Source organism: Bacillus sp. FJAT-29814 (assembly GCF_001510715.1).
Taxonomy (GTDB): domain Bacteria; phylum Bacillota; class Bacilli; order Bacillales; family Cytobacillaceae; genus Neobacillus.
Window position 1 is genome coordinate 143603 of record NZ_LMTJ01000001.1, and the last position, 7480, is coordinate 151082.

Below are 7480 nucleotides of genomic sequence, written 5' to 3' on the forward strand. Positions count from 1 at the left end.
TATAATTGTTCCAATTATGGTTGTTCCAGTTATTCTGGGGATACGGGTTATGATTGTTCCAATTATGGTTGTTCCAGTTGTAATACATTCACGTTTCTCCTCACTTAATAAATTTTACGTTATATTATTCACCTTCTAAATATTGGTTCTGTCTCTAAAGACAAATATGTTTTAGCCTAAAAGGTAAGTGGATGGAAAATATCCCGAATAGAGGTATGAGAATGCAAGTTTCTTCTATATAAAATTATATAAATAAAGGGTTTTTTTAAATGAGTATACTAAAGGTAAGTGTGCAAGAGGAAAAAATGCACTTAAACAAACGGGGGCGTTGATCCAAGAAGGATTAACGCCCCTTTTTGTTGAAATTTGTAAAAAGTAACGGGAAGTTCTGTGGAAGATGAATTAACAAAAATATAGTAATTAGAGGGGTTATGGGTTTTCATACAACAGTATTTCGACTGATTACAAAAAGTGATAGTTTATCCATCGTTTATCTTTTAAATATGGAGTATAATCTTGATTGGAGTGAACAGCTAGATAAATGATGGAATGGAGTGCTTTTTTTGAAGAAATTTCTATTTCTAATTATTTCTATAATAATTGTTCTTTCAGGTTGTGGAACATCACAATCCGATTCGCAGACAGGTTCAGGTAGTGGTGAAGCACCACAATTAATAGAGGTCTCCATCCATACACCAGAAGCTAATAATGTAAACGAAGAGGTAACCTTGACAGCTACTGTCACACAAGGAAATGAAAGTGTAGAAGATGCGGATGAAGTAAAGTTCGAAATCCGTAAAGTTGGACAAGAGGAATCTGAAATGATAGAAGCGAACCATCAAGGAAAAGGTATCTATGAAATCAAGAAAACCTTTACCGAAGATGGTAAGTATGTTGTCACTGCTCATGTTACTGCAAGAAAAATGCATAATATGCCGAGTCAACAAATCAGTGTGGAAAATCCTGCTGGAACTGTGGCAGACACAGAACATCAACACAGTGAGGCTGCAGGTAACGACTCAAGCCAAGGAAAAACAGAAGACGCCCACCACCATCATAGTACCGTTTCCATTGATTTTGATGGTAGTAAAGAATTTAATGTTAATGAGAAAACCGTGCTATCTGCTCACATTACAAATGAAAATCAACCTATACCAAGTGCAGAAGTAAGATTTGAAATCTGGTTTAATAACGATCACAACCATGAATATGTCGATGCAATGAAAGGAAGGAATGGAATATACACCTATGAAAAAACTTTCTCAAAAGCTGGTACGTATTTCATTAAGGTGCACGTTGAAAAAGGTGAGATTCACGAGCATAAAGAATATACAATAGAAGTTAAATAACTACTTTCTTAAGGGACATTTATCCACAAAGGGTTGATGTCTTTTTTATTGTATATATATTACGAAATAATGGGTGAATTTAGTAGATTAGAAGAAATGTACTTACACTAACGGGGGCATTACTTCAAAGGGGTAATGCTTTTCTTCTTGAACTAAAGGACAGGATAGTTTAAATAAGAAATTTGTTATTTCTGTTATAATATGGATTAAAGGGAGGGACACGATGGAGGTAATTTTGGCAAGTGTGTTTTCATCTATCATAATATTTATTACTGTCTTTTATATGGTAAAGGTATTCATTACCGCCTTTAAAAGGAATGAAATTTCCCATCGTAAATTAATTATTTTTTCAACTCTTTCAATAGTTATAGGTTTATTAGTTGTTTTCGTTTTACCTTTTGGTTATCAAAAAATAATGGATCACATTTACTAACTTCTTCCTAAGAAATTGAACGAATGTTGCAGTGCAATAAGCGTTATGAATGGACTAACAATTTCTATGTATTTATTCTACTCCCAAAGTTATTTATATTAATAAAATAGCAATAAGACTCGTATCAGATTTTACAATTTTCTTAAACATAGGAGAAGAATTTATGATTGAATTACTGCAGTTTCATCAAGAAAATTGTCCCTCATATATAAAAAAACAAATTATATCTTTAATGAGACAAGAGTGGCCACAAGCTTTTGGCGATCATGACGAGGATTTACATTGGCCTGATAGTCCAGAGACTCAACCAACTTCTTTAGTGTTGGTTGAAGACAATATTGTCATTAGTCATGTTGCTATTCCTTGGAAGAATATAAGTCATGAGGGTCAAAAATATAAAGCTTTTGGGCTAAGTGAAGTTATGACGAATTCATCTTTTCGGAAGCAGGGATTCGGTTTAAGACTTATAAAAGAAGCATATTCATTTATCGAAAAGAACAATCCTGATATTAGTATATTTACTTGTGAACCTGCATTAGTGCACTTCCATACAAAAGGTGGTTGGGAACATAAACAAAACATAAACCTCATCGGAGGTACGCGAGATAAACCTTTTCGAAGTGATATATTAGGGCTGTGTACCATGATCAACCTATTTTCAGCTAAGGCTCAAAATAATTTCCTTTCTTTTGAAGAAGCTGACGTTTATCTTGAGTTAGGTGAAGGGAAGCTATGGTAGAGTTTATACAATATAAAGGATGTAATATCTTATTGAAGAATTGAATCAGGAGTAAAATATATATATTTTGTGAAACGTTGCACTTAAAGTAACGGGGCGTTGATCCAGGAAGGATTAACGCTTCTTTAGTTGAACCTTATTGAAGTAACGGGCATAAATAAAAATATATGGAGGTATAGTTATGTGGATAATATTAGGGGGTATTGCAATAGTAGTAACTCTTATAAATCTTTATATGTATGCAGCAGGAAAGGATTATAAGCTTGCTATGGCGTTGGGATTATCATTTACAGCATTAACACTTTGTGCAGAATACAGTCTTGTATCGGATTGGGTAGAAGTGGAAGATTGGGCAGCTTTATTGGATGTAGTACCTGGTATGGAAAGGGCATTATGGTTTTTGACAATTGTTTCTATCTTACTAAATATAGCACCTATACTTTTAGAACTAAAAGGAAAGAGATAATTACTTATTGTCACATCATTTATATAATATGCAATGATCGTGTAAGTCTTTATGTATAACTAACGCGAACAAGAGTAAAAGAAGCGATCGCTGCGGCAGTCATTTTTCTTATTGAGCAAATGTCCCAGGTTATAAAAGTTAATTAGACATAGTAGAATCTAATAAACAGACTATGTTAAAAATGAATGAACTAAAAACGGGCAAAGGATGTTATGATTTGGCAAAATTTAAAGAGCAGACTGTTCTTCTAAGAATCAGCTGGATGTTCCTTTTATTTAACGGAATTGGGATTTTGATCTTTGGAATATTAGTTGTCACGTATCCAAGGATTGCAGGTCCATATGATTTAGGATTGCTTCGAGCTCTTGGTGTTGCAACGACAGGAATGGGGTTTTTCGGTACCGTGATAACTCTTACGTCGTACAGAAGAAAGGAAAGATGGGCGTGGCTTACACTCTGGTATTATCCCACCTTTTGGACTTTGCACTTGGTTGGCGGACTGCCACCAGGGAATGATCATATCCATCAAGTTGTTTTCATTGTTGTATCTCTCCTGGGATTGATGCTACCTTTTAGATATTTCTTCCCGGGAGAATCCGTCTAACCTTGATGGTTAAAATAGGGATTGCTAAGGCGATCCCGTTTTCTTCTTGAACAAACTGGAATTTTAGTTCAAGAATAATTCATGCAAAAATGCAAATCTTTATGATGAATTTAGTAATTATAAGAAAAAGGAAAACATACAATTTAATCGTGTAATCGTCTATTTCAACAGTATAAAAACTAACTGCTATTTAAATTTTATAATCATATGCCATTCTATGACGCTTATTATTTATGATGAAGTTATTAATAAGGAGGTAGTTGAAATGGATAGACATATGAAATTTATTATAGCTGCATTAGCTGGTTGGTTACTTTTTTCAATATCTTCATCAACTTCTGAATTTATACTAAGCTCTTCAAATAACCCGATTTTAGAACTAGTCCCTTTTCCTATAATTGATTTTTTCAGAGATACTATTAACTTAGTAATTGTTTTTATAAAGATTATTGGCTTAGCAACTGTGTTTATATTCGGAATACCAGTTGTTATATCATCTTGGAGAGAATTAATAAAGAAAAAATAATTGGGAAATGTTATTAGGCAACAAACTGTTAAGAATTCCAGGACCATAATAAAAAAGAATATCTGCTTTGGACTATTAAAATTGTGAAGTTTTTCACTTAAACTATAGGGTGCGAGAGTTCAACAGGGAGTTGCGGCGGCGACTCTTTTCTTATTGAACAAACGAGAGGTTAGCCGAACAAAATAATTCACCGAGTGAAACCGAAGGAAGCCCCTACTTTTAAGTGTGGGGAGGAATTCGGTTTTATTTTTTAGGTGGTTTTAATATACTTTTTGGGAATATTTTGGTATATTTAAGTTAGAACAAACGTTCTTATGGGGGTGAGATATGTCAAAGAAAAATGAAGCCAGTTTTGTATTAACACTTCCGTTGAATACAACTCATCTGCACCTTTTTCGTTTTGATCTCGTTTTTGAAGTTTCTCGAAAAATTCAAAACGCTTGTTTAGGTGAAATATTCAAACGAGAAAGGTTGGTCAAAAATAACAAACAATACTGTAAAAATGTACGGTGTATTAACGCTGTCAAAAATAAAATCCAAAAGTCTAAAAATTATAAAGAGGCAAAGGCTTTGGAACAAGAGCTTTGTTCTTTATACAATCAACAAAACAAAATTGAGCATCAATTTGGATTAAGCGAATATGCCATTCATGATTTTGTAGCCCCAATGAAACGTCATTTTGAGGGAGTATTAGATATTAATACAGCCCAAAAAATGGCCAGCCGCGCCTGGAAAGCATTTGAAAAGAAACGCTATGGTAATGCTAGAAACATATACTTCAAAAAATACGGGACCATGACTTCAATTGAAGGTAAAACGAATAAATCAGGAATTACTTTTCGTGAAGTGGAAGGTCAATATGTTGTAAATGTAATAGGAACAAAAGTACGGGTTCAAGTAAAAGAAATGGACATTTACGCTAGGGAAGCATTATTGAACATAAAGAACATCAAATTCTGTCGGATCATACGCAAAATGATTCGGGGCAAAATGCGATATTTCGTTCAATTGATTATTAGAGGAACTCTACCTGCAAAACGGGACAAGAATACCGGTTTATCCAAAGTACGTTTAGGTAAAGGAAGAACTGGTATCGACCCAGGTACACAAACAATGGCAATTGTCTCTGATCATGTAGCCTTATTAAGGGAACTTGCACCCAATATAGATTCCTTGGAAAGAGAAAAGCGAATCATTCTACGGAAGATGGACCGTTCGAAACGCACCACCAATCCAAATAAATTTAATCCTGACGGAACCTATAAAGTTGGAAATAAAGATAAATGGTTATTTTCTACTAACTACATTAAACTGCGAAGTAAACTACAAGATATCCATAGAAAACAAGCCGCAAAACGAAAACAATCCCATTGCCGATTAGCAAACGTCATTCTACGTACTGGTGATGAATTCTTCATTGAAACCATGCATTACCAACGACTTCAAAAACGGGCGAAAGAAACCAAAATCAGTGAAAAAACGGGTAAGTTTAAACGAAAGAAGAGATTTGGAAAGTCCATAGCTAACAAAGCCCCCGCATTATTTGTTTCTATTTTGGAATATAAGTGTAACTATTTAAATGCAAAATTTAATAAGATTAACACCTGGACATCAAAGGCTAGTCAATACAACCATGAATCTGAAGAGTATGAAAAGAAAAAACTCCACCAGCGATGGAGTCAGGTAGGTAATTATTTGGTACAGCGAGACTTATATTCCGCTTTTTTAATTAAAAACAGTCATGAGAGTCTAGATAAAATTGATAAAACTTTATGTGATCATACATTTAAGAATTTTATTGTAAAACATAATTTAGAAATACAACGTTTAAAACTGATGAAACCTTCTATTTCTAGTATGGGAATTAAAAGTTAAATAACAGATATAATGAAGGTGTGACCTACCAACAGAACGTTAAACAGCCCTAGGTTGTTTGTTCAAAAAAGTTTCTTTGAACTAAGTGAGTGTCTTATTGTTGTACCAGGTATTCCTCCGAATAGCGCTAGGGAGAGATAAGAAGAAGCTTAGATAAAAGAACCTGCCGCATTTATGCGTGTAGAGTGTCAGAAGTTAGGAAAGAAAACATTCGGCTATAAAGAAAGTTATAATGAAATCAACAGAGGGGGCTTGTTAATTTGGAAAATAAAAATGTCTTTAATTATATAATCTCTGATTATGAAATAGCACGACCAGGTTATCCATCTGAGTTGTTTAGGGATATTGTTGACTATTCAATGATAAAGAATGATGCAAACATACTTGAAATAGGTTCAGGCCCAGGTCAAGCTACAGAATATTTTGTGAAAAATGAGTATACTATTACAGGTTTAGAGCTTGGAGAAAAACAAGTAGAGTATTTATTAGAAAAATATTCTCAATATCAAAATTTCAATGCCTTATGCATCCCTTTTGAGGATTATAATAAAGAACAGGAAACATATGATTTAATTTTTTCAGCTACAGCATTTCATTGGATTAAGCCAGGGATTGGATATCCTAAAGCATACAATCTGTTAAAAAGAAATGGAACAATGGCAGTTTTCTGGCATTTAACGTCGATTATTGAGCCAAAAACTGAAATGCTTAATCAAATAAGAAATATATATCGAAAATATGCTCCTGAGCTTGATGACTATATAAGTTTAGATGAAGCTGAAGATTTGCATAATCTAAGAATTTCACAAATACAAATCAATAATTTATTCAAAAATCCCGTATCCAATGTTTATAGATGGGATGATGAATATACTACAGAAAGATATTTAAGATTGATGAATTCTTACTCAGACTTTCACGATATAGATAAAGATAAGCAGAAGGCTATTTTGGATAGTGTTGCGGATTATATAGACTATAAGGGTGGTAAAATAGTTGTTCCACAAGAAGTAAGATTATATATGGCGAAAAAGTGATTCGAAAGTTATCATAAGAAGATTATTATCTGTTTATAGATAAACATTTATATGAAAAAGATGACAAAGAATGTGAATTTCTTCACTTAAAGTAAAGGGTGTGTTGATCCAAGGAGGATAAACGCTTCTCTTGGCTAAATCTTATTGAAGTAACGGGCAGTTTTGTTCAATAAGACGATGTTAAATAGTAGTTAAAAGGTGATGCGAAAATGCCAATATTCCCAGATTAAATTGACCTTCTATCAATTTGAATCGGAACCAATATTATTAAATTCTACATTAAAGGATTTGGACAAATCTTAGTACAACAATAAAATACCTTACATATAAGGTGTTATAAGTTGGTTTCCTCATTAAGAAGCCTCTTCAGGTTGTGCGATTTCAAATTCACCTTCTGCATACTCTTGCTCCGCATAATGGCTTCCCCATTGACAGAGCTCCTGCAAGATAG

Annotated in this window: 8 protein-coding genes and 1 pseudogene; 8 read left to right on the forward strand and 1 reads right to left on the reverse strand. The window is 33.5% G+C overall.

Features of this window, described 5'->3' with window-relative positions; translation table 11 throughout:
- Positions 1-563 precede the first annotated feature (563 nt).
- The 8 genes from AR334_RS00730 (at position 564) to AR334_RS00765 (ending at position 7029) form a co-directional block, all read left to right on the forward strand.
- Positions 564-1349, forward strand: coding sequence for a FixH family protein (locus AR334_RS00730; RefSeq protein ID WP_066303859.1), 786 nt, complete (start codon positions 564-566; stop codon positions 1347-1349).
- Positions 1350-1572: 223 nt separating this feature from the next.
- Positions 1573-1782: a hypothetical protein gene (locus AR334_RS00735; protein WP_066303860.1), complete on the forward strand. Its 210-nt coding sequence runs from the start codon at positions 1573-1575 to the stop codon at positions 1780-1782.
- Positions 1783-1945: 163 nt separating this feature from the next.
- Positions 1946-2521 carry a GNAT family N-acetyltransferase gene (locus tag AR334_RS00740; protein ID WP_066303868.1) on the forward strand — a complete coding sequence of 192 codons (576 nt, stop codon included), beginning with the start codon at positions 1946-1948 and terminating at the stop codon, positions 2519-2521.
- 181 nt (positions 2522-2702) lie between these two features.
- Complete coding sequence (locus AR334_RS00745; protein ID WP_066303873.1) at positions 2703-2987, forward strand: MFS transporter; 285 nt, start codon at positions 2703-2705, stop codon at positions 2985-2987.
- A gap of 217 nt (positions 2988-3204) precedes the next feature.
- Positions 3205-3591 carry a hypothetical protein gene (locus AR334_RS00750; RefSeq protein WP_216637995.1) on the forward strand — a complete coding sequence of 129 codons (387 nt, stop codon included), beginning with the start codon at positions 3205-3207 and terminating at the stop codon, positions 3589-3591.
- Between the two features lie 265 nt (positions 3592-3856).
- On the forward strand, positions 3857-4117 hold the full coding sequence (locus tag AR334_RS00755) for a hypothetical protein (RefSeq protein ID WP_066303875.1): 261 nt from the start codon (positions 3857-3859) through the stop codon (positions 4115-4117).
- A gap of 327 nt (positions 4118-4444) precedes the next feature.
- Positions 4445-5992, forward strand: a complete 1548-nt coding sequence (locus tag AR334_RS00760) for a hypothetical protein (protein ID WP_066303877.1) — start codon at positions 4445-4447, stop codon at positions 5990-5992.
- Positions 5993-6252: 260 nt separating this feature from the next.
- Entirely contained in the window at positions 6253-7029 is a 777-nt protein-coding gene (locus AR334_RS00765; protein WP_066303878.1) for a class I SAM-dependent methyltransferase, read from the forward strand.
- Between the two features lie 353 nt (positions 7030-7382).
- On the opposite strand, the pseudogene AR334_RS00770 reads toward AR334_RS00765, so the two are convergent.
- Positions 7383-7480 (reverse strand): annotated as a pseudogene (locus tag AR334_RS00770) (transcriptional regulator); the annotation flags it as partial.